Here is a 23,261-nt window from a genome sequence, read left to right as displayed (position 1 = left end):
TTATACTCCTTTTAATTCTTTCATAACTTCTTTAAAAATTTCTTTAAATTGTTCTATTTCTTTCTCTGTATTTTTTGCGCCAAAACTTATTCGAATAACACCTTCTTTAAAGTGAGAATCTACATTTAAAGCTTCGACAACATGGCTTGTTTTCTTTTGTTTTGAAGAACATGCGCTAGATGTAGATACAATGACACCTCTTTTTTGCAATGCATTAATTATCACTTCGCCTTTTAAATCTCGCACGCTAAAAGACAAAATATGTGGCGCCCCTTCTTTAGTTGAGAGTAAATAAATATGATCACCGAAAGTATTGAAAAAATCCATCAGATGATCTCGCCACTTTGTAAATTTTGCATAATTTTCTTGTAGATGTTCAGTTGCAATTCGACAAGCTTTTGCTAATGCAACAGCTTGTGGAACAGGGACAGTTCCGCTTCTTAATCCAAATTCTTGACCGCCACCTACAATTAGTGGTGCAATGTTTAATTTTCTTTGAAATGCGATGATTCCTGTTCCTTTTATTCCATGGATTTTATGACCCGAAATTGTTAATATATCCGGTCCGGCATCACCGTTAAATTGAACTTCCAATTTTCCAAAACTTTGTACTGCATCCACATGAAAAATGGCACGAGAATGTTGGTGAATGATTTTGGCTGCTTCCTCAATCGGTTGAATTGCTCCCATCTCATTATTGACGTGCATCATGCTAACAAGAATCGTATCTTTTCGAAGTTTCCTGCGTAATTCATCTATGGATATTACACCCTTATTATCCACTGATAAATACTCGACTTCATATCCATCTTTTTCTAAAGTTTTATATGCTTCCAACACTGATGCGTGTTCAATTTCAGTTGTAATTATATGTTTCCCAATATGCTTATTTTCTTTTGCAACGCCAAAAATTGCAAAGTTATTTGATTCTGTTCCTCCTGAAGTAAATAAAACGTGTTCCGGTTTTGTTTTGATTATGTGAGCAATTTGATTTCTTGCTGCTTCTAATAATTCATTTACTTCCACACCAAAGGCATGAATTGAAGCAGGATTCGCAAAATAGTTTTTATTTACTTCAAGAAATGTATGTAATACTTCATCATGTGGTTTCGTTGTAGCACTATTGTCAAAATAGATCATGAATACCAACCTTCTATTTATAATTTTTATGACAATTTCAAAAGAAAAGGGTTGTTCAGAAAGTGAACACTTTCCGGACAACCAACCTTCTCATTGTGTACTATTAGCATCAAAAGATCATCCAAAATCTTTCAAATGAATGGATAACAGCAAATTGCAATATCAATTTCCGATAATGCAATTTGTTATTAATATTATATCGTGAATAACCTTACCGTGCATAAACTAATGTTTCGTTTTTTCGAACATTTCTTCTTGAACGAGTTCTTGAATGCGTTGAATTGCTCCTTGTTCCGCCAGTTCCACAGCTTCTGCAGCTTCTTCCAAAGCTTTTACATAGCGGAAATTGTGGAACGATTCTTCCGCTTGAAGCAACAATTCATGGACCCTTGGATTTGAACGATATCGGTTTCCATATTGAATGATACGCTCTATTAACATCACATTTTCGATCATCTCTTTAGCATGTTTTTGCACATCTTGAATACATTTTTCCGCTTGATCTAAATTGCTATTTACCAAATTCATGTTCAACGGAACTTCTTGGAGGCTTTGCATTACAATAAATAATTGCTCTTCTGCTTCTTCTAAGCGAGCATCCATTTCTTCTGGTATACCCGGAATGTTTGCTCTATGTAACATCCGGTCTGTTTCTTGCAGGATTTTCTTTAAAGACTGAAGTTTTGCTCGAGCTTTATTTTCATCAATTCGCAAATTCTTTAACCGGTTTGAAAACTGATCTTGCACCGCTTGAATTTGCTCAATTTCATTACGAATTTCGATTAATTCTTCTTGCAAACTTGAGTATGCGGATTTTTCTTCTCTTACACGGGATAACAATACTTCAAATCTTTTTTGTATCACTTCCAATTGTTTTAATCCGAGTTTTGGAATTTCAGCCTCTTCTTCCGGCAAACGATAGCTATTTTGCACATATTCTGCTTCTGTACTTACTTCTTTTGTAGCTTTCAAAACTTCATTTAAAGTTTTGTATGTACTATCGCAATTTTTATCGACATAGTTTTTTGCATAAACTTCTTTTTCAAGTAAATCGTAAAAATTGTCGATTTCATCATTGATTTCTTGGATTCTTGTCGACACATAAGAAATATTTAAATTCGCTAATTCCTCTTCTAATTTCTTTAATTCTTGTTCAATACGGTCAAGGTTCTTTGTTAATTCTAAATGCTGTAAGTAATATGATTGCTCTTCCATTTCTCGATGACCGGTTCTCAATTCATGGATTGATGCTGGTATTTTAGTTTGAATTTCTGTTAATAATGACGGGATTTCACTAATCAATTCATACATATTTTTCGACTTTTCATTGAGTAAAAGAACAATTTCTCTAGCATTTAAATAATTTCCCTCTTCTGTCATTTTTTCATATTCATCAAGCTTTTGAGGGAATTCTTCTAGCATTTTTTCCAAATTCTCAATCGCAGGACCAAAGGAATATTGATGAGCTAGAAGAGTTTTGCGAGCTGAACGATAAAGTTCCTTCAATTGTTCTATTTCAATGCGATTCTTTTCTTCACTGCCAATTAATTCTTCTAATTCAGATAAGATCTCATTTTTGATTTGATCACATTTATCAATATAATCTTCTATATCTTTTTCAATCATCGAAGCTTTTTTAAATTTAAACCGGTCAATATATTCTTCAGCATCGAACAACATGGAATCAATTTTGATGATGTCAACATCTACCACTTCAGTCCATTTATTTCGCCAACGTTCGAATAATTCTTCCGTCTGACCGTTCATATTTAAATTTTTTACCTTTGTTAATTCTTCAAATATAGGATAATGTTGAATTTGTAATTTCTTTTTTTCCAGTCGCTCTATTACAGCATTATGTTTTTTCCGGATGATTAGCCCGAACGTTAATAATGCTAATAGTACGATGATGACAATGATGATATACTTCATCGTAAGCCTCCTATTCCACACTCACGCAAATTGGCTATATGTTATATAATATACCATGTTTTTGAACTTTTGTTTTAAAAAATAAAGTATTTCATGAAAGTAATATAATTCTATTTAAAAGGAGTTGAAAAAAATTGAAAAAAGATGGGCACATTCATACTCCCTTTTGTCCCCATGGAACAGCTGATTCGCTGGAAGGATATATAGAAAAAGCAATTCAACATCAATTTACAGATATTACGTTTACTGAACATGCACCTCTACCAGCAAATTTTGTTGATCCCACACCCGAAAAGGATAGCGGAATGAAACCGGATTTATTGCCAACTTATATAGAAACATTGCACAAATTAAAACAACAATATGAAAAAGATATCACCATTCATATAGGTTTAGAAGTGGATTATATTGTTGGTTATGAAAACGAAACGAAAAACTTATTAAATAGTGTTGGTCCTTTTCTTGATGATGCCATCCTGTCCGTTCATTTTTTAAAATGGAAAGATGAATATGTTTGCATCGATTATTCAGAACAAGAATTTATGAAATTTGTAGAAAAAGTTGGAAGTGTTGAAGCGATTTATGAATTGTATTATGATACTGTTATTCAATCAATTGAAGTGGACCTTGGTGTACATAAACCTCGTCGCATCGGCCATCCTACCCTAGTCCATAAATTCCAACATGCCCATAAAGTTCATGTAAATGATGAACAGCGCATTAAAGAAGTATTAAATAAAATGAAGGCATTTGGATACGAACTGGATGTAAATAGCGCAGGGTTAAGCAAAAAATATTGTTTAGAGCCTTACCCGCCATTCCCAATGATTGAGTATGCTAAATCGATACATCTGCCACTTGTGTTTGGATCTGATGCTCACTCAATCAATGATTTGCATCAACATTATGAAAAAATTTTCCACAAATAGGAGGTACTATGTTTACGAAAACTGAATATAAAGGTAATCTCGAAGAGCAATATGACATGTTATCCAAGCAACTCTCCGCTTTACTCGAAGGAGAAGATGATATCGTTGCAAATTTAAGCAACGCTAGTGCATTGTTAAATCAATTTTTAACAGACATCAACTGGGTTGGATTTTACTTAATGAAAAATGATGAACTTGTCCTCGGACCATTTCAAGGATTACCTGCTTGTGTACGAATCCCAGTAGGACGTGGCGTATGTGGTACCGCTGTACAGAAAAGAGAAACGATCGTCGTAGAAGACGTTCACCAATTCCCTGGTCATATTGCATGCGATGCTCGAAGTAATTCAGAAATTGTCATTCCTCTAATAAAAAACGATGAAATCATCGGCGTCCTTGATATTGATAGTCCACTGAAAAATCGCTTTACAAACGATGACAAGCTGGGATTAGAAAAATTTGTCCAAACATTAATCCAATATTTATAAAAAAATTACTACGTTTTCGTAACTTTTACGAACGTAGTAATTTTTTATGGCCTCAAAGCCCTTACATCCTCATAAATACAAACCTTATTTTTTCCGCTATTTTTTGCAACATATAAAGCTTTATCTGCCTGTAAAAATAATTGCTGATATTCAGGTCGATTTTGTTTATGCCAAGTTATTAATCCCGCTGAAACGGTCACTTTAGGAACAGTTATTTTTGGAATTTGCGACACGATTTTTTTAGATAGATGATATGCTTCCGATTTAGATATATTTGGCACATAAATGCTTAATTCTTCACCGCCCCATCGAGCACAAATTCCTTTTTTTCCAACTTCCTCAATTAACTTTTCTCCAATTTGAATTAATACTTGATCGCCAACTTGATGACCGAATGAGTCATTAATTTGTTTAAAGTCATCAATATCAAGCAATAAAAACATACCGCTTTCATCGTTTGTTAATGATTGATTCACAAATTTATCAAGATAACTTCTAGCATAAAGCTTCGTTAAATGATCATGATCGACCATTTCTTGCAATTTATGTCTCAGAATATTATTCGATATCGCTAAAGATGAGTGATGGATCAGCGATTGCATTAATTTAAAGCTATCAAAAGAGAAAAAGTAAGCGTCTTCATGTAAAACAATGCTAAAGCCGATAATTTTTTGTCCAGCAATCATCGGTATGGCCATCATCGACTTGAATTTCACATCGCTTGAAATGAGTCGGCTAAAATCTGCGATGAATAAAGAGTCCTTCGATTTTTCAAAATGCTTTGCGACAAAATCAATGTAAAAAATGCCCTCAACCGATTTAAATAAACTGGTAGAAGCATTTGCTAATTGAAAACATTCCTTCTCCGCAAACACAAAACATAACTCGTTAGGTTGGAAAGATTTCATTAACTGCTTCTTTAAAAACGTAAGCATTTCAACTATATCTAGCTCTGAATTCAATCGATGACTGGTTTCATTAATTAGTTGCAAATCACCGATTAAACGATGAGATTGATGATATAATTTTGCGTTTTCTAATGCATTGCCCGCCGTATGTGTAAGCATTGCAATGTATTCCTTTTCCTTTTGTGAGAATACATATTGGATTGGTGCTTTCACTTGAAAAATACCGTAAATTGCTTGTCTCCCTTTTATCGGTGCGTTTAAAATACAACTGTTTAATTCCTCTGATTTTTCAATCGTAATTTTCCCCGATACAAATGCTTCAACTGTTGCAGCGCGCTCTTTTAAATAGTCAAACTGTTTAATTTTAAGGGAAGTCTTCTGTTCTTGATCATTCGACAATATTAATTCTACTTCAAATTCTGAATAGTTTTCTTGGATTGTGGTAATCACGTTTTCTAATATGATGTCGATATCCATCGTAGAGTGAAATAAATCCGTCATACTATATAATTTTTTAAATTTCTTTTCGTTCGTGCGTACTTCTAAATTATGAATGAATGCTCGAAGAAATTTTGAGATGTTATCGACGAATTCACAAAAAACTTCTGATTCAGAAAACTTTTTCCAAGTAGGACTCGATTGACATAATAATAATCCGAATACTCTTTCTCCTTCTCTGAGTAACACCATATCAGTGAAATCACGATAGTCAAAAAGCTCCTTTAAAGATTGTGGTATGGAAGCCCTAGCTTCGACCATTTGCGGTATCTCTCTCTGTTCTAATATGGAAATTGCGCTTTTATACTGCTTTAACGTATCATTTTCAACGAAGAGAATATCGCATTTCTTTATATTAAAATGTTGTACCAAACACTTTTTAAGCATATTGATAAATTCTTTCAAATCACGCTCATCATCGATGGAGCTAAATGAAAGGTTCAATAATTCCGACTTAAATTCCATTAATTTCAGCCGATCTTCTGACATGAAATCACCTTTTCTTGACTAACAAGATAACAACATACTATTAATTATACCATTTTTTAAAACTAATTTCCTACTTATATTTTAGCTTTAAAGACATATTGTAAAATAAAATTTTCTCTTTTCTGTATCATTGATTAATGTTATGAAAAAAACAGTTGAAATATCTCTAAACATTATCAATTCAATTATTTTCCCTTGACTGAAGTTCTAAAAAATTATAAAATTACCTTCGTGTAAAATAAATGCAGCAGTTGTATAAACTTGTGAATGTATTTTATTCCTCTAATAGTCACTGATTATTAGAAGGTGTATTGAGTAACCCTAACGGCTGCTAGGGCGAAAATACATGAAAATAAAATACACATAAGTTCGGATACAACTGGTTTTGTTTTACAACAAAAAAACCAAAAGGAGGAGACAAGATGTCTCGTTATACAGGACCATCATGGAAAATCTCTCGTCGCCTTGGTATTTCACTAAGCGGCACTGGTAAGGAATTAGAAAGACGTCCTTACGCACCAGGTCAACACGGACCTACTCAACGTAAAAAATTAACAGAATATGGTTTACAGCTTCAAGAAAAACAAAAACTTCGTCATATGTATGGTATGAACGAACGTCAATTCAAAAACCTATTCGTTAAAGCGGGTAAAATGAAAGGTGTTCATGGTGAAAACTTCATGATCCTTCTTGAATCTCGCTTAGATAACTTAGTATATCGTTTAGGTCTTGCTCGCACTCGTCGTGCAGCTCGTCAATTAGTAAACCATGGCCACGTTACTGTTGATGGACAACGTGTTGATATTCCTTCATACAGCGTAAAACCTGGTCAAGTAATTTCTTTACGTGAAAAATCTAAAAACTTACAAGTTGTAAACGAAGCAATTGAAGCAAACAACTTTGTTCCAGAATACTTAACTTTCGATGCAGAGAAAAAAGAAGGTACTTACGTTCGTTATCCTGAACGTTCTGAATTACCATCTGAAATTAACGAATCTCTAATCGTTGAGTTCTATTCTCGCTGATTTATTGCTTTATTACAAAAAGCCCTGGAAACTTTGTTATCAAGTTTCCAGGGCTTTTTTTAAGCATATGGAAAACTTTATTTCAATTAATAGTGAAACAAACAAATCTGTTAATATCAAGGCATTAAGTATATTCAATCGTTTTGCTATTATGTTTCTTGCGGGTAATTTTCCCCCATTGGCAACGTTTTTTTCTATATCCTATAAACGCCGAAACTCTAATCAGCGATAAAAAATAACGGAATATAGCAATTTCAATCATGACCATTAGTAATGCAATCATCACATCTGACCCATGCAGTTTTAATCCTTGAGTATATACTCGCTGGAAAAATGCTGTAAGAGACAATAAGATTCCATAACATGTATAAATTAAAAATAAATTAATCATAAATGGAACATTCAATAAATCGAATGATAGAGCAAGTAATATTGTAGCTAAACCAAATACCTCAATAAATGGTCCTAATAATTCAAAAAGCCAATAGTATAAGTAAGAAAAGAAACTAACTGCTTTGTGGGGAAAACGAGTAAACATGATTGGATAGCTTAAAAGCGATTGAAACAATCCAATATGCCAACGCCTTCTTTGTTTTATCACATCTCGAATATTTTCAGGCATTTGGCTCCAGCAAATTGCTTCCGGACAATATGCAACTCTATAATTTCGTTGATTATTTAGCATAAACGTATGCAAACGCATTACTAATTCCATATCTTCCCCAATAATATTTGTATGATAGCCTCCTGCAGCGATGACGACATCCTTCTTAAATAAACCAAATGCTCCTGAAATGATTAGATTTCCACTAAATTGATCGAGGAAAATGCGAGAGGCTAAAAATGAGCGATCATATTCCATCACTTGCATTCCTACTACTAGATTCCGAGGAATTCTATAATCCATCACTTCACCGTTAACCATTTCTACACATTGGGCAACCCGAACCATTCCACCAACAGCAATTACTCGTTCATCAGCTAACACTGGTTGAATAATTTTTTCTAATGAGTTTCGTTGGAGCAAAGAATCCGCGTCAATTGTGACAAAATACGGATAGCTTGAAGCATTTATGCCAAGATTTAACGCATCTCCTTTACCACCGTTCTCTTTTTGAATCAGTGTAATCTTGATGTTTTTAATGGTAGTTTCATAAATGACTAAAGCATCCTTACACATGATTTTTCGATGAATAGGTCTATTTATTTGAACAAAAGGAAAAGCTTCTAACAACTTTTCAACCGTCTTATCTGTTGAACCATCATCAATAATGATAATTTCAAATAACTTATAGTCTAAGTTGAGCAGATTTTTTACACTATCAACAATCGTTACTTCTTCATTATAAGCTGCCATTATAATTGATATAGGCATGTAATACTCATGCTTTATTTCGTTTTTTAGCTTTAACATTCTATTTTTTTCATAAAGACGCACTGCTCCAATTAAAACATATAAAAATAAAAAAGTCGTATATAACAACATATAACTAATAAATATCAGGGCTACAACGTCCATAAAACGTTCAATGAATAAATTCACTTAAAAATCCGCCCTTCTAACTGTAGATGGTACCGAAGCATTTCTTTAGCATAGCGATCATGGCCATGCAAAACATCTAACAACTCACTCTCTGATACACCCATTTCTAATAAAGATTGGCTGGCATTGCGTCGCACATAAAAGTTGGAATCAGTAAGTGCTCTTTTTAATGTAGAAATTACCCGTTCAGAATGATACTTACTTAAAGCATTGACAGCTACAATTCGAATTTCATCTTGCTTGTCATTCGCTAAATCAAGAAGTAGAGATTCCGCTTTTTCGTAATAATGTCTTCTAAAATATCGGATCAATCGAATTTTTTCTTCAAGATCTAATTGATTCTCTTGTAATAATTGATAAAATACTTCCTTATAACGGTCGCTTTTATATGTGATATAGCCTATTAATCCTAACACAATCGGTTGATGAAAAGTATCCCGTTTCTCCCACAATTCATCAATCAATGAGTCGTAATCGTACGGATAGTTGAGCAGTCCGTCCTGAATAAGTTTTGGATGATGAAACAATTGATTGTCTGTTAAATAGCGAAATACACTAATAATCCATTTTGAATCTGGTTGTTGATAAGTCGCCAAAAGAATATTCTCTCGCAAATAAATTGTTGCATTTTCTAAATAAGCAACTAGCGTTTTATAAATAAATGGGTGATGCCATTTTCCTTTAGCAGCATACGTAGCAATAAACTTAGCTAAATACGCTTGCTCCATTTGATCTTTCTGCTGATATTCAATTACTAGAGATTTTATTACGGGTTCCAATTGGGATAAATAAATAGGTAATTGCTCATTTTCTTCAAAATGGGCTAAAGCTTTTTCAAAGGAAATTAATTTATTTAGATTTACTAACTGATTTTTCAATACTTCTATATGTTGTCGATCAAAATATTGTTCTTCCAATAATAGATTTTGTTTTTCAGAAATCATTATGATAAATTGTTGTTTCAGCTTATTTTGCCGCCGCATGTCGTATTTTTGATATAATATAAAACCAATCGTAAAGAAGAGGATTGAAAAACAAATGGCAAAGTAAAAATAAACGACAGCAAAAAACAGATTAATCCTCTCCTTTCCAATAGTTTTGTACAGCATAATAAGATGGTTTTATATATTCCTTCACACGATCTAACTGCTTAAGCGGCTCTACATAAATTTCCGTACTTTTAGGGTTAGTGAACTTTCCATTCCCAATAGCAAGATATAACCTATCTATTTGAAGAGGTTCTACTCCATAATGTTGATAATAATCATCATGAATCGTAAATTTTAAAGGATCGTAAATATTAAGCAACTGATAAGGTATTCGAATTTCAATTCGTCCATCTCCAACTGCCAAATCCGATTGTTCAGTTTGTTGCCCATTAAACAATTTCAATAGTTCCATATCTTTAAAATAATAGTGGTAAATTCTGCGTTGTTTTAATAACAGCTCCTCTTCTGTCAATATTTTCTTATTTCTCTTTAAATATTTCACGATTTCAAAATTATTCGAATCTTTATCCGGATAATAGAAATAAGGATTACGACCATTGGTGAGTTCTAAAAAGTTTTGTCTCACACCTTGATAGCGCTCATGTACATATACTCTTGCTCCAGCTAAAGGATTCACTACAATAAGAAAATCTATGTTTCTATCAAAAGTAATATCGAATAATAAAGGTGTTTTACTCCCTAATTCCGGATGTAAATCAAGACCTATATAAAAAGGTTGATCATTCGTGATTGCGGGATCTTCCAACCAAAAATACAAAAAAGCATGATCTCTTGTCATCAATACTTTCGTCGTTTCATTTTGAAAACTCTCAACAACATCTTGCCAATCATCGTCATTTCCATCTACCTGCATCAATACTTCACCGCGATATGGTTTAAAACCTATCAGACCAAAATGTTGAGTGGATGTTAGTGGATCATGCCATTCGTTTATTTGTTGAAGATCCACCGCATAAGAAGTCTCAAAAGCTCTGCGATCCCATACATCTTGCCAAGAACGAATTACATTGCCATTGTAACCAAGACTATCAAACATCTTCAGTTTTTCTACAATTTCATGTTCTTGCTTCTTAGTATTATGAAAATAACTGTCACTTGGATAGCCAATGCTGCTAATGATTACAGGTACTTCATGAACTCGATTCAATAATTCAAAATAATTCTTTACATCAGAAAAAGATTTCAATTCACTAGAGTCAATTAATGGAAGCAAGGAAAAATCAAAATCTTCGTAAGCATAGCTGGCAAATAACCCCGCTTTCATTTGAGCGGTCGGTTTAATCCGGTCAATATTAAATGCATTCTTTTTTTCAATTTGCACTGCATAATGTTCTTGATATTGAAAAGGATCCATTAAAAACGTGCTATTTACGGAAATTGGGCGTTGCGAATGATATTTTTTGGATTCATATCTCACAATATTTTCAATGACTTTAGCCATCATGATTTCAAAATTGGTTGATTGTTCAGTTGTTGTCACATATTCACCAATAAATGCCGGTTCTTTATCTAATGTATGATTCAAATAAGAAATTGTATCTTGATCCCATTCATCCCCAATTAAAATTCCAACAACCCAAGGAGATATATCATAAAAATAAAAGCCACTTCCCTTATGTTTATTGGTGAGAATAACTTTTTTACCATGGATAATATCAATTACATCTCTACCATCTTTTAAAAGTGTTTGATAAAAATCAAAATAATCTTTATTTCGTTTTGTTTTAAACTCGTCTGTCGCTACTCGTATACCTTGAAGTAGAAATAAAGGCTGCTTACGGTCTTTATTGTATTCATAAAAAGCTTTGTAAAAGTTATCATCTAATATCGTTGATACTCGTATCGTATTAGCACCCATTTGTTGTATTTGTTCAAACCAGCGTAAATAAGTTTCTTCATCAATCGCAAAATCAGTGGCTCGTTTCGGTCCGTATGAGCTATCCATTTCTACCCCTCTAATCACAAATTCTTGATTTCCATCCGCTCGTTTCTGATAGATTGTTTTATTATCAATATAAAATGGAGTAGTAATGGTTGTTTCTTTTCTTATATCCACATAAAAACCCTTCATATAGTAAAAATAGTAACCCACCAGCACCATAACTATTAATAAAACTACTATCAATAAATAGCGTTTCATAAAATCTTTTTCTTGATTCTCCCTATCATTCAAAACTTCATTTATTTAATTGATTCATGTCCATGGCGAGATGGATGACTATATTGATAGAGTACTTCTATATTTTCATCAAGCCATTCTCCACGTTCTTCTATATAATCTTTCATTTGTTCAATAGCTTCAGAATGGCTCATAACGTTCCTTTCAGCTGGTGATAGATAATTAAAACGATCATAGCGGTTTAAATCATACATCTCACTCCATCGATAATTGTTTCGCTCAATTGCGTCTCCTAAAAATTCAACCGTTTCGACAATGTATCGATGGATGCGCTCTGTACTTAACGTTGTCTGGCGTAAATAGCGATATCTTCTAATTAACCCATCAACAAAGTCTTCATCTTTTAACAACTGCTCATAAAACATACTATGTGTTAACGAAAAGTCGGTTTCGTCAAAAGGAATCGATTGATAATTATCTAATGCATTGTTAAAATCCCAGACTACCGGTGTTAATTTTCCTCCTAATTCACGATAAAAATAAGTGGAATAAAGGCCTGCATCGACATTGCGAAACAGTTCATTAATAATAAAATAGTCGTAAAACGCTTGAACATTTATCAATTTTCTATATTCTTTCTCTCCATGTGCAAATGGTATTTGATAGATACAATGGGCAATATATGAAAAATCTTGATTCACAAATTGATATCTCGCTTCTGAATACTGTGCTTCATTAGGATAAATCAACTCTACACCTGAAGGATAAACCTTATAAGTATCCATCAAAAAATCATTCAAAATTACATCCATTTTTTTAATTCGATCTACATTTACAATATAGCCAGTTTGATGACTATTTCTTTCAGGCGTTGCAATTGGTACTCGCCCCTCGCCTTTTGACACTTTTTCCATTAATACATAAAGTCCTTCATATCGATCGTCTACAAACAATTCTACAAATCGTACATCAGGGGCATAAGGCATCATTTCTCCTGCTAAATTCATTGCTACATAATTTCGAATTAGACTACGATCTAAATAAGGTCCATGCAATACCCAATTATTATCTGCCTCCATGCCTAATAAGGAGATATCCAATTTATTCTTATTTTGATCAACGATTGCAACGTCATAAGATTTTTTGTTGAAAAATCGGGAGGAATGTCCTCGATAATGAATCATTCCCGTGAATTTAATTGGTTCTGCATGAGCTTCATACAGTGTAATCGTTGTCTCAATTTCAGCTTCTCCATTTTCTGACAACTCATAATAATAATTATTACGATCAATCATGATTGGGGCACCAGGAATACGTTGACCTTTCGTTTCAATCCTAATGACAGGTAAATGGGTTTTTATGTTGGAAAATTCGATTGGGGTTATAGTATTTGTATCAATTTCTTTATGTTGATGATATCGCTTATGAAAATCCCATTGATCTAATTGGGCTACCACAAAAACAAAAAATGCAATCCCTACAATCATTAAGGTAAACAACACTTTGCTTTTCATATGTTAACCACTGATTTCATCACTTTGTGTTACAATATTTACATAATCAACTCCTCTTATTTGATATAGAATATCAGTAATAGAATGTTCTTTCTTTTTCTCTTGTTGAAGTGCTTTTCGTGATAATTCATATATCCATTCAATATGATCAACCGTCGTATTTTTCACTCTTAAAAATGCCTTCTTATTGAATTGTTTAAATACAGCACCTTCAACATCAGTTTGACTTGCTCGACTCGCTTTAATGATTAATAATATCCGATTATTATTTGATACACGTCCAAAGAATAATAAAATGATAAAAACGACAATACTCCCTACAGTTGCAACTAAGTAATCTCCTGCCCCACAAGCAATCCCTACAACTATAGCCCAAAATATATAGGTTGTATCCCGTGAATCTTTAATTGCTGTACGAAAACGTACAATCGACAGCGCTCCAACCATTCCCAATGATAAAGCTAAATTATTGCCAATCACCGTCATAACCGTAGCTGTTAAAATTGTAATGGTAAGTAATGAAACATTAAATTTTCTACTATATGCTGTCCCAATATGGGTGTACCAATAGGAAATAAATATACCAATGGCAAGCACTGTTGCTACGATAAAATTTGTTAATAAGCTTTCTAATGTAATCTCAGGTGATTGCTCAGTTAATTGAAACAAAATATCTTGCAAACATATTCCTCCTAAAATAAAAAATGTTTGCTCACTTTTCGACTAAAACAATATTTACTTACAGATAATTGTTGTTTTTCTAACCCAACTAACAAATCCTTAATGTATTGCAAAAGAAAACCTCTATATTTTACTTCCAATACTACATAATAAGGATCGAAAAATGGGATTTCTGTTAATTGATCTGAAAATATGTCAAAATTACTTTCAGTACCTCGAATCATTTGATCAAAAGTCACTCGAATTTTGTTTTCTTTTGCAACGAACGCTTCCCGCTCATAAGTAACAACAGATTTCGGTCGATAAACGTGCTGAGTCATCATTTGATAACATTCCAATAAAAATGGATGATTTAACTCCAGCAATAATGAATAATCTCCTTGTATTAATCGCTCTCCTTGTGCTCGTGTCAATCGATAAGATGTTTTCTGTTGATATTGTCCTTGTTTTTTCTTTAATTCTAGTACGCAAAAACTAGGATTATTCATATATGTCCGCAAACGGCACTTTCTCCTAATTTCAACTCCATCTATTTTTTCCCAATAATCTCGATCTTCTAATGTATCAAAATAAAGGGATCGAATGGTATAACCATCTCCCTTTCGAAATCGATATAGGCTATGATTACTATGAAAATCACGATGCAAAACTTGAGATAGTTGATGACGCAATTGGTAATATACATCCCTAGTAATGACAAACTTTATTTCTTCCCGAAAAACGCTATTAATTCTGAATCACCTCCTTCAAATACAATAAACAATACGAATTATTCATTGCTCAGTTAAGTTACGAGCATGCAAATTCTATAAGTGCCAAACACGATTGAAAATCATGTTTTCGTCCTATTATTTAGTTCACATCCATTCAATTTTTTATTGTAAATTCCAATTACCATCATTATTAAAGTGAATATTGTTAAATAACAAAATTACATTTATTTACAATTTTTAATCTTTTTGGTTTAATTGTTTCGTAACATGTCAATAAAATATTATGTAGAATTAAGTGCATTATTACTATTTTGGTATTAATAAGTAAGTCTTAATGAAAGAAAATTTCAAAACCCCATTATATCTACTATCTAATTGGGTGGAATTTTTTTCACAAGGACAAAAATTAAGGCTTGATTGACATCATTTGTCAATCAAGCCTACTCGTTTATTTCTATCAAATATTAAACGTATTTAACCATATGATATTTCTTTTTACCACGTCGGATAATTGTAAATTCATCATCTAAACGCTCTTTGCTACCAACAATGTAATTTACATCAGTTACTTTGTCTCCATTAATAGAAATGGCTCCATTCGCTACGTCTTCTCTCGCTTGACGTTTTGATGGCGAAATATTTGCTTCTACTAGTAAATCTACAATATTTTTGTCTTCTTTCGCGATTTCTGCAGTAGGTACATCTTTAAATGCATCTCTCATTTCGCTGGCAGATAGTGATTTTAAATCCCCTGAGAATAGTGCATCTGTAATGCGTTTTGCTGTTTCGAGCGCTTCTTCGCCGTGAATTAGTTTTGTCATTTCTTCTGCTAATACCTTTTGCGCTTTGCGTAAATGTGGTTCTTCTTCCACAGATACAGCAAGAGCTTCAATTTCCTCTTTGCTTAAGAACGTAAAGATTTTTAAATATTTAACAACATCCGCATCAGCTGTATTAATCCAGAATTGATAAAATTCATATGGACTAGTTTTCTCAGGATCTAACCAAACTGCACCGCTTGCCGTTTTACCAAATTTTGTGCCATCCGCTTTTGTAACAAGCGGCATTGTAATACCGTAAGCCTTAGCCTCTTCATTATGTGTTTTGCGGATGATTTCAAGACCTGTTGTAATGTTGCCCCATTGGTCTGAACCCCCAACTTGTAATCGCACATTGTAATGATCATATAAATAATTAAAATCAATACCTTGCAATAAAGTGTAAGAGAATTCAGTAAATGAAATACCTGATTCAAGACGAGAGGCAATGGTATCTTTTGCAAGCATGTAATTAACATTAATAAGCTTTCCGTAATCACGCAAGAAATCGATGACATTCATTTGGCTAATCCATTCATAGTTATTCACTAAAATAGCACTGTTTTCACTATCACCGAATTCAAAAATGCGCTCCATTTGTTTTTTTAGTCCATTAACATTTTTTTCTATTTGTTCTTTTGTAAGAAGTTGGCGTTCTGTAGATCTTCCAGATGGATCACCAATCATTCCTGTTGCCCCACCAACAAGTAATACAGGTTTGTGACCTGCTTGTTGGAAACGACGCAGTGTCAGTAGTGGCACAATATGGCCAATGTGCATGGAATCAGCTGTTGGGTCCACCCCTACATATAATGATATTTTTTCTCCACTTAATAGTTTTTCTAATCCTTCTTCATCAGTTTGCTGATATATTAAACCACGCCATTTTAAATCTTCTAATAACGCATTTGTCATACTTGATTCCTCCTATTTTGTATTTATTAATGAAAAGGGATATAGTTTGTTCAATACATATTTCACCAAAGCTAGGTCAAAGAAATTTTGCAATAAAAAAACTGCATGCAATCATGCATGCAGGGACGCTATTCACGTGGTACCACCCAGCTTGGAGAAACTATCTCCCACTCATTCATCCTTATCGCGGAAAACGTTCAAGCTCCAAGAACGTAATTCATGTCTTCATTATGACTAGCTTGCACCAACCGCTAGCTCTCTAATACAGTGAATGAAAACACTACTTCAATCTCTTCAACGCTTGAAAATATATGTAAATCATAAAAAACTATAAGTCATATTGTACTCGTAAAATTTTCATTGTCAACAACTATACTCCGATTATATAGAATTGTGCTATAATATACAAGATTTTAGGAGGGGATTGAGTGAGAGAGTGGCTTCAACAATTTATCAATAAACTAATACAAATAAACGAAAAAATTGAAACGATAGCTACATCTAAAGATACAAGCAAGTTGCGCATTACATTAAGTGTGCTTTGGAATCTAGGACTCGTCTTTTTGATACTTTTTTTAACCGGCTTTGTATTTGTATTTTCCATTGGAGTAGGCTATTTTGCATCATTAGTAAAAGACGAGCCTCTGCACACGAAGGAAGAAATGCGAAAACAAATTTATAACTATGAAGAAACTAGTGAAATGTATTTTGCCGGAAATATTTATATAGGCAAAGTTCGCACAGATTTAGATCGACAAGAAACAACGCTTGATCAAGTATCACCCCTTTTAGTGCAGGCAGTCCTTGCAACGGAAGACGAATACTTTTATGAGCACAATGGAATCGTGCCAAAAGCGGTACTTCGAGGATTAATTCAAGACTTTACAAATGCTTCAACCCAAACTGGTGGTTCTACTTTAACGCAGCAACTTATTAAGAACCAAATATTAACGAATGAAGTGTCATACGAACGAAAAGCGAGAGAATTGTTGCTTGCATTCCGTCTTGAACATTTTATGACAAAAGATGAAATTTTAGAGGCGTATTTAAACATTATTCCATATGGCAGAAATGCTTCTGGCCGGAATATTGCAGGAGTGGAAACAGCGGCGAAAGGAATTTTTGGTGTAAGTGCAAAGGATTTAAATTTACCGCAAGCTGCATACATTGCCGGAATTCCACAAGCACCTTTTGCTCATACTCCTTATACGCAAAAAGGACAACTAAAAAGTCCAGAAGGTTTACAACCTGGAATCGAACGAATGAAAACCGTCTTATATCGAATGAAAGAAGTTGGCTATATTTCAGAAGAGGAATATCAAGAAGCTCTCAACTATGACATTACAAAAGATTTCAAAGAACCAGAATCACAAACGTTAAATTACCCATATCTAACTTTTGAAATCGAACGCCGAGCAAAAGAAATTATGGCAAGAGTATTAGCTGAAAAAGACGGCATCGATCCTAAACGTCTTGATGAAGAGGAAAATCTTTACGAAAAATATATAATACTTGCGGACAGAGATATACGTTCAGGCGGCTACCGCATATATACGACAATCGATAAAGACTTATATGATGCAATGAACAATGCAGCAAAGGAATTCCAATATTATGGTCATACTTTTACGAAAACAGAAATTGATCCAGAAACAAAACAAGAAGTTGAAGTCCCTCTTCCTGTGCAAGTAGGCAGTATACTAATCGAAAATAAGACAGGAAAAATATTGAGCTTTGTTGGAGGAAGAGACTTTGAAATTACCGAGTTAAACCATGCAACTCAAGCATATCGTCCGAATGGTTCAACGATGAAACCGCTACTTGTTTATGGTCCAGCGATCGAATATGGTGTGATTGGCGCAGGAAGTCCTGTTGTTGACGTCAAATTCAAGTATAAAGGCTGGGCTCCAACTAACTATATCCAAAACGAAGAGCGGGGAATCATACCGGCTAGGGTAGCATTAGCTCACTCGCAAAACTTAACAGCAATCCGTTTATACGACCAAATTATCGACAGAAGACCTGCTGAGCTATTAAAGAAAATGGGATTCTCAAAATTAACTGAAGGGGATTTTGTTAATCTAGCTACTTCTATCGGAGCATTAGAATACGGAACAACAGTGGAAGAAAACACAAACGCTTTTGCCACATTTGCAAATGGTGGGAAATTTATTGACGCTTATATGATTGATCGGATAGAAGATGTAGACGGCAATATTATTTACAATCACACTCCAGAGCCAGTTCAAGTGTTTTCCCCTGAAGCATCATACATCATTACTGATATGATGAGAGATGTATTGGAATATGGTACTGGTACTAGAGCACGCAGTACATTAAAATTCTCATCTGACTTTGCAGCAAAAACAGGTACAACTCAAGAATACAAAGACGTATGGTTCGTTGGATACAATCCAAATATTTCTTTAGGGGTTTGGTTAGGTTATGACCAACCGAGAACTTTATATCAATTTAACAATATATATTTCCAACCAAGTACTCGTGTAAATTTATTATGGGCAACTTTAATGAATGCGGCTTACAATGTAAAACCCGAATTCATTGGTACGAAAGAGCGATTCCAACAACCGAAAGATGTCGTACATGCATCCTTCTGTGGCATCTCAGGAATGGCGCCATCAAACGCATGTAGTAATGCTGGTTTAGTACAAAATGACTTGTTTATTCGTAAATTTGTTCCATCCAAAGTAGATAATAGCTTCATCTCTTCTGAAACGAGAACGGTTAACATCAACGGTGAATCTTATCTTGCTTTGGATTCAACACCATCTGAATTTACTTATACTTCTAGCGGAATTTCATTAAATAAAGAATTTGTTGATAAATTACTAGGCCGTCTCGGCGGAAATCCTGATAAACTCTTAGGAAAACAATCAATCCAAGTTGCATCTGCAAAGAGCTTTGACGCAGACCAAGTTGCACCTCAACCAGTAAATGCAACAATTAAAGGAAATGTTTTATCCTGGTCACCTTCCGCTTCCAATGACGTTGTCGGTTATCGTGTTTACGACCTTTCCGACGGCGGTAAAAAATTAATCGCTTCCGTTAAAAGTGATACTCGCAGCATTACTGTTGGAAAAGGAAAATACGGAGTCGTCGCAGTTGATATTACGGGATTAGAATCTGCCATTTCCAACGTGCAAGCAGGAGAACCGTTACAAGAAAATCCTAAGGACGATCATAACGAAAACGAACAACCAAACGACAACGAACAAAATGAAACTGAAAAAGAAGAAAATGACCAGAACCATCAATAAAAACTGTTATTCCACAACAATGGCAACCCACATCATCATTTATAAACACGTCGTCTGAAATGATTTCAAGACGCCAATTGTAACACTATCGCAGGAACAAGTGTTATAAAAAAATAAGTGAGGGTGTCTGGAAAGTTTATGACTTTCTAGACACCCCCTTTCTTTTATACGAATACCTTTTTTAAAATGTCGATGGCTTGATCGATTTCTTCATAGCTTACAGTTAGAGGGGGCAATAATCGAATTACTTTTGTACCAGCCGAGCAAACTAATAAACCAGCTTCTTCTAGTTTACTAATAGCTGGCGCCACTTCATTTTCCCCTTCTAATCCAATCAATAACCCTCTTCCTTTAACTTTAAATTCTCCATTATGGAAAGCTGCTTTTAACTTTTCAACAAAATAATCTGATTTCTTTTTTACTTCATCTAAAAAATCTTGTTGGAATACAATGTCAATAACTTTTTGAGCAACAGCAACAGCTAACGGATTTCCTCCAAAAGTTGTACCATGTGTACCTGGACTAAAAGTATCAAACAATTCTTTTGTTCCTAATATACCACCGATTGGAAATCCTCCTCCGAGTCCTTTAGCTATTGACACAATATCCGGTTTTAAAGGAGTTTGTTCGAAGGCGAAACGGGTACCTGTTCTACCAATTCCTGTTTGAACTTCATCAATGATTAATAAAATTCCATTCTCTGAACAAATCTCTTGAATAGCTTCAGCAAACTCATCGGTAACCGCATTGACCCCGCCTTCACCTTGAATGACTTCAAGCATGATGGCAGCAACTGTATCATCGATTGCACTCTTTAATGCATCCACATCGTTAAATGGTAGATACGTAAATTTGTCCACTAACGGTCCAAAACCGTTATGAATTTTTCCCTGTCCTGTTGCACTCATTGAACCAAATGTACGGCCATGGAATGATTGTTGGAAGGTAATAATATGGTGTTTTCCAGTATGTTTACGTGCGAGCTTAATAGCCGCTTCATTTGCTTCTGCTCCGCTATTACAGAAAAATGCGTATGAAAAGTGTGTATCCTTTACGAGTGATTGCGCTAGTTTTTCCTGACCCGGTATTTGATATAAATTGCTAGTATGCCAAATTTTCTCGCTTTGTTCCTGAATTGTTTTGACAAGTTCCGGATGAGCATGACCCAATGATAATACAGCAATTCCGCTTGTAAAATCTAAATATTCTTTGCCATTTTGATCTTTGACGATGGTCCCTTTCCCCTCAACAAGAGCAATGGGTCTTCTTGCGTAAGTATTAAAAAGTGCACTCATTTTACTAACTCCTTACTGATTATTGTTGTCCCTGTTAACGTATCATCAACGATTTCTACTTTCGGGATGCCTGCTTTTAATACTCGAATCGCTCCCTCTACTTTTGGTATCATCCCCCCTGTAATTTCGCCTTCTTCAATCCACCGATAAATGAGTTCAGGTGTAACTTCTTTTTGATACTTTCCACCAATGCGAATTCCAGCTACATCTGTAACAAGCAGTAAACGTTCAGCACCTACTGCCAACGCAATTTCGCTAGCTACTGTATCACCGTTAATATTTAATCCTTGTCCTTCTTCGGAAACGCCGATGCAACTAATGACCGGCACCACTTTCTTTGTGGTAAGGATATCGATAATATCTGTATTTATATGCTTTATTTCTCCCACATATCCATAAGTTTCATAGTCTAGTAATTCACACTGGAGAAGATTCATATCAAATCCGTTTATACCGATTGCTTGAATGCCTGCTCGATTTAAATCGTAAACGAGTTTCGGATTCACTTGGCCAATTAAAGTCGACTGAACAACTTCCATTGCCTCTCTATTTGTTACTCGAATACCATTTATTTTATGCGATGAAACTTTCCTTTTTTCCAATTCGCGGTTAATGGCCGGACCTCCGCCGTGGGTAATGATGATATCATAACCTTCTTCTTGTAATGTTTTAAAATTGGAAAAGAAGGCCTCATTTAAGCCTTCTAATGTACTTCCACCTAATTTAATGACAATTCGTTTACGAACGGTAGCTTGCATTGATTTGTACATAGTCATAAGATAAATCGCACCCCCATGCAAACCCGTGTCCTTCTCCTTGACTTAATGAAACATAAATTTTTATTTCATTTGCCTTTAAAATTTTTATTAGTTCTTCTTCATTAAATGGAACGGGTTCACCATTTTCCACCATTTTTTTATCACCAATTTTTATCATAATTTTGTCTGGGTCAACTGTTGCTCCACTATAACCAACAGCCGCAATAATGCGTCCCCAATTGGCGTCACAACCAAATACCGCCGTTTTCACTAATGGAGAGCCTACAACCGTTTTTGCAATTTTCCGTGCTTCTTCATCTGAAACGGCCCCATCTACTTCTACCTCAATCAGTTTTGTCGCACCTTCTCCATCTCGTGCAATTGCTTTTGCCAAATCTTCTGCAACCATTTGTAAAGTTTTATAAAAATTGTTCCAGTCTGGGTGTTCCGGTGTTAATCGGTTATTCCCTGCTAAACCATTCGCCAACACCAATACCATATCGTTAGTTGAAGTATCTCCATCAACTGTAATACAGTTAAAAGTTAAATCTGTAATTTCTGATAACGCTTTTTGTAATACATCGGATTCGATATTCGCATCTGTTGTAATAAATCCAAGCATCGTCGCCATATTTGGTTCAATCATTCCAGAACCTTTTGCTGTACCTGAAATTACGACTTCTTTTCCATCGATAGTTGTGGAATAAGTCGTGTTTTTCATGACCGTATCTGTCGTTAAAATTGCTTGTGCAAAATCGATGCCATTTTCCAGTGTATTTCCTATCTCAATTTTTTTCACACCATCACGGATGCAATCCATCTTCAGCATCTCACCGATAACTCCAGTAGAAGAAACTCCCACTAATTCAGGATCGATACCTAATTTTTCTGCAGCTAATTTTTGCATTTCATAAGCATCAAGCAACCCTTGTTTTCCTGTGCAAGCATTGGCATTACCAGAGTTGACAATTACCGCCTGCATTTTTTTCGTTTCATAAACAACTTCTTTCGTTACTTTAATCGGTGCAGCTTGCACTTTGTTTGTTGTAAATACGCCTGCAACACTCGCTGGTACTTCACTATATAAAAGTGCTAAATCCTTTTTCTTATGTTTAAGTCCACAATGGATTCCAGCAGCTTTAAATCCTTTCGGTGATACAATATTTTTACTTGATAGCTTCATCTCTACTATAGATTCCATTTTTTCT

At 34.4% G+C, this 23,261-nt stretch carries 17 protein-coding genes and 1 other annotated feature; of the genes, 4 read left to right on the top strand and 13 right to left on the bottom strand.

Annotated features, from left to right (window positions below; translation table 11 throughout):
* Together NSQ18_RS12455 and ezrA are read right to left on the bottom strand one after the other, a co-directional pair.
* Positions 1–1,140, bottom strand: a complete 1,140-nt coding sequence (locus NSQ18_RS12455) for a cysteine desulfurase family protein (protein ID WP_016837101.1) — start codon at positions 1,138–1,140, stop codon at positions 1–3.
* A 225-nt stretch (positions 1,141–1,365) separates the two neighbouring features.
* On the bottom strand, positions 1,366–3,072 hold the full coding sequence (gene ezrA / locus NSQ18_RS12450; RefSeq protein ID WP_016837100.1) for a septation ring formation regulator EzrA: 1,707 nt from the start codon (positions 3,070–3,072) through the stop codon (positions 1,366–1,368).
* 134 nt (positions 3,073–3,206) lie between these two features.
* Here ezrA and hisJ point away from each other — a divergent pair, with 134 nt between their 5' ends.
* Positions 3,207–4,001 carry a histidinol-phosphatase HisJ gene (gene hisJ, locus NSQ18_RS12445; RefSeq protein WP_016837099.1) on the top strand — a complete coding sequence of 265 codons (795 nt, stop codon included), beginning with the start codon at positions 3,207–3,209 and terminating at the stop codon, positions 3,999–4,001.
* A gap of 8 nt (positions 4,002–4,009) precedes the next feature.
* Positions 4,010–4,489: a GAF domain-containing protein gene (locus tag NSQ18_RS12440; protein WP_016837098.1), complete on the top strand. Its 480-nt coding sequence runs from the start codon at positions 4,010–4,012 to the stop codon at positions 4,487–4,489.
* Between the two features lie 44 nt (positions 4,490–4,533).
* Here the strand turns inward: NSQ18_RS12440 and NSQ18_RS12435 are convergent, their stop codons facing one another.
* Entirely contained in the window at positions 4,534–6,384 is a 1,851-nt protein-coding gene (locus tag NSQ18_RS12435; RefSeq protein ID WP_016837097.1) for a GGDEF domain-containing protein, read from the bottom strand.
* 422 nt (positions 6,385–6,806) lie between these two features.
* Here NSQ18_RS12435 and rpsD point away from each other — a divergent pair, with 422 nt between their 5' ends.
* Positions 6,807–7,409, top strand: coding sequence for a 30S ribosomal protein S4 (gene rpsD / locus NSQ18_RS12430; protein WP_016837096.1), 603 nt, complete (start codon positions 6,807–6,809; stop codon positions 7,407–7,409).
* 124 nt (positions 7,410–7,533) lie between these two features.
* Here rpsD and NSQ18_RS12425 read toward each other — a convergent pair whose 3' ends face one another.
* From NSQ18_RS12425 to tyrS, 7 genes are all read right to left on the bottom strand, one after another.
* Entirely contained in the window at positions 7,534–8,952 is a 1,419-nt protein-coding gene (locus NSQ18_RS12425) for a glycosyltransferase (protein WP_016837095.1), read from the bottom strand.
* A complete protein-coding gene (locus NSQ18_RS12420; protein WP_016837094.1) occupies positions 8,949–9,896 on the bottom strand; it encodes a HEAT repeat domain-containing protein in 948 nt (315 codons plus the stop codon). The genes NSQ18_RS12425 and NSQ18_RS12420 overlap by 4 nt, the downstream gene beginning before the upstream one ends.
* 130 nt (positions 9,897–10,026) lie before the next feature.
* Positions 10,027–12,018, bottom strand: a complete 1,992-nt coding sequence (locus NSQ18_RS12415) for a hypothetical protein (RefSeq protein WP_040764365.1) — start codon at positions 12,016–12,018, stop codon at positions 10,027–10,029.
* A gap of 125 nt (positions 12,019–12,143) precedes the next feature.
* Positions 12,144–13,595 carry a CotH kinase family protein gene (locus tag NSQ18_RS12410; protein ID WP_339288230.1) on the bottom strand — a complete coding sequence of 484 codons (1,452 nt, stop codon included), beginning with the start codon at positions 13,593–13,595 and terminating at the stop codon, positions 12,144–12,146.
* 3 nt (positions 13,596–13,598) lie between these two features.
* Positions 13,599–14,276, bottom strand: coding sequence for a DUF4956 domain-containing protein (locus tag NSQ18_RS12405; RefSeq protein ID WP_016837091.1), 678 nt, complete (start codon positions 14,274–14,276; stop codon positions 13,599–13,601).
* Between the two features lie 11 nt (positions 14,277–14,287).
* Positions 14,288–14,983, bottom strand: coding sequence for a polyphosphate polymerase domain-containing protein (locus NSQ18_RS12400; protein ID WP_339289677.1), 696 nt, complete (start codon positions 14,981–14,983; stop codon positions 14,288–14,290).
* 470 nt (positions 14,984–15,453) lie between these two features.
* Positions 15,454–16,722, bottom strand: coding sequence for a tyrosine--tRNA ligase (gene tyrS / locus NSQ18_RS12395; protein WP_339288227.1), 1,269 nt, complete (start codon positions 16,720–16,722; stop codon positions 15,454–15,456).
* A gap of 118 nt (positions 16,723–16,840) precedes the next feature.
* Positions 16,841–17,029: a binding site (T-box leader), on the bottom strand.
* 121 nt (positions 17,030–17,150) lie between these two features.
* Between tyrS and NSQ18_RS12390 the strand changes: the two genes are divergently transcribed.
* Positions 17,151–20,000, top strand: coding sequence for a transglycosylase domain-containing protein (locus NSQ18_RS12390; RefSeq protein WP_339288225.1), 2,850 nt, complete (start codon positions 17,151–17,153; stop codon positions 19,998–20,000).
* 164 nt (positions 20,001–20,164) lie between these two features.
* On the opposite strand, the gene NSQ18_RS12385 is transcribed toward NSQ18_RS12390, so the two are convergent.
* The 3 genes from NSQ18_RS12385 to argJ are packed head-to-tail and all read right to left on the bottom strand — an operon-like array spanning position 20,165 to position 23,254.
* On the bottom strand, positions 20,165–21,295 hold the full coding sequence (locus tag NSQ18_RS12385; RefSeq protein ID WP_016837087.1) for an acetylornithine transaminase: 1,131 nt from the start codon (positions 21,293–21,295) through the stop codon (positions 20,165–20,167).
* Positions 21,292–22,071: an acetylglutamate kinase gene (argB, locus tag NSQ18_RS12380; protein ID WP_026018964.1), complete on the bottom strand. Its 780-nt coding sequence runs from the start codon at positions 22,069–22,071 to the stop codon at positions 21,292–21,294. Before argB ends, NSQ18_RS12385 begins: the two co-directional genes overlap by 4 nt.
* Complete coding sequence (gene argJ, locus NSQ18_RS12375; RefSeq protein ID WP_016837085.1) at positions 22,034–23,254, bottom strand: bifunctional ornithine acetyltransferase/N-acetylglutamate synthase; 1,221 nt, start codon at positions 23,252–23,254, stop codon at positions 22,034–22,036. The genes argB and argJ overlap by 38 nt, the downstream gene beginning before the upstream one ends.
* Positions 23,255–23,261: the final 7 nt, after the last annotated feature.

Origin of the sequence: Ureibacillus sp. FSL K6-0786, from assembly GCF_037965165.1 — a bacterium.
Taxonomy (GTDB): Bacteria; Bacillota; Bacilli; order Bacillales_A; family Planococcaceae; genus Ureibacillus; species Ureibacillus thermosphaericus.
Note: the sequence above shows the minus strand (reverse complement) of the source record. Positions and strands in the feature narration are given on the sequence as shown.